This is a genomic window from Vibrio sp. M260118 (assembly GCF_036533755.1).
In the GTDB taxonomy this organism is placed as follows: domain Bacteria; phylum Pseudomonadota; class Gammaproteobacteria; order Enterobacterales; family Vibrionaceae; genus Vibrio.
The window spans coordinates 1-1,376 of record NZ_JATABG010000578.1; the positions used below are offsets into that span (position 1 = coordinate 1).

A 1,376-nucleotide genomic window follows, 5' to 3' on the forward strand; every position below is an offset into this window, starting at 1 on the left:
ACCATGTCTAACTGCTCTCTGGCTTTTGCTCGTCGTTGTGTTTTTCCCATGCCGCGCATTTCTAGTCCGAACGCGACATTATCAAGCACCGTTAGCCAAGGCATAAGGGCGAACTTTTGGAACACCATGGATACACGGTGAGTACGCAAATGACGTAAAATCTCTTCATCGCAATTAGCGAGGTCGACGCTTTTCTCGCCATCTTTAATCTCAAGCGAACCACGACTGATCTCATTCAATCCATTAACCGCACGTAACAAGCTCGACTTACCTGAGCCAGAGAGTCCCATTAAGACACAAATCTCGCCCTCTTTGACGCTCAGCGATACATTATCAACACCGACAACTTGGCCTGTCGTATCAATGATCTCTTGTCGTGACTTTCCTAAATCGAGAAGGTCTAACGCCTGCTGAGGCTTGTCGCCAAACACAACGTCTAGATTTTTAATCGTAATTGCTTCCATGACTAGGCCTCTTTTTGATTAGGAGATTTACACAAACGGTCCAGAATGATTGCAACCAGAACGATAGCCAAACCTGCTTCAAAGCCTTGTGAAATATTCACTGTGTTCAGCGCTCTAACCACAGGCTTTCCTAAGCCATCTGCACCTACTAATGCGGCAATAACCACCATAGACAACGACAACATGATGCACTGAGTAACACCCGCCATAATGCTCGGCATGGCCGCAGGAAGCTCCACTTTAAACAGCAATTTCATTCGGCTAGCACCAAAAGCTTTACCCGCTTCTACTAACTCTTGAGGTACTTTAGTAATCCCCAAGTAGGTCAGTCGAATTGGCGCTGCAATAGCAAAAATGATAGTCGATATAAGTCCCGGCACGATACCTAACCCAAACAACACAAGCGTCGGGATTAGATAAACGAAGGTCGGAACGGTTTGCATTAAATCGAGAATCGGCCGCAATAATGTATATAGCCAAGGGCGGTGAGCGGCCATAATACCAACAGGGACACCGATCAACACAGAGACACCAGTCGCAGCAAACACCAAAACAAACGTTTCGAGCATCTCTTGCCAATAGCCAAGATTAAGAATGGTGAGCAGAGCTCCAACAACAAAAAGCACCAAGGGAATACTACGGTGTAAGTACCAGGCAATAGCGGCTGTAAGTACAATCGGCACCGCTGGTGGCATCCACTTAAAAATATCGACAACAAAAAGAATGACGGTTTCAAGAAAGATTGAAATAGCATCGAATAGCCCAGCCGCATTGAGCGTTAGCCAATCGACACCAACTTCCATCCAATCACCGACAGGGATCTTGTTCTCTGTAATAAAATTCACAATAAAACCTTTATTTGCCGAGTGAGGAGTTTGTGCCCCTCACTCTAGAACATTTATACTTTAGAAT

General features: G+C 45.5%; 2 protein-coding genes. Both read right to left on the minus strand.

Annotation, left to right across the window (positions count from 1 at the left end):
* Nucleotides 1-464: ATP-binding cassette domain-containing protein (locus QTO00_RS19720; RefSeq protein ID WP_331426260.1), on the minus strand; the 464-nt coding region annotated here is incomplete at its 3' end.
* A 2-nt stretch (nt 465-466) separates the two neighbouring features.
* Nucleotides 467-1,309, minus strand: coding sequence for a choline ABC transporter permease subunit (gene choW / locus QTO00_RS19725; protein WP_331426261.1), 843 nt, complete (start codon nt 1,307-1,309; stop codon nt 467-469).
* Nucleotides 1,310-1,376: the final 67 nt, after the last annotated feature.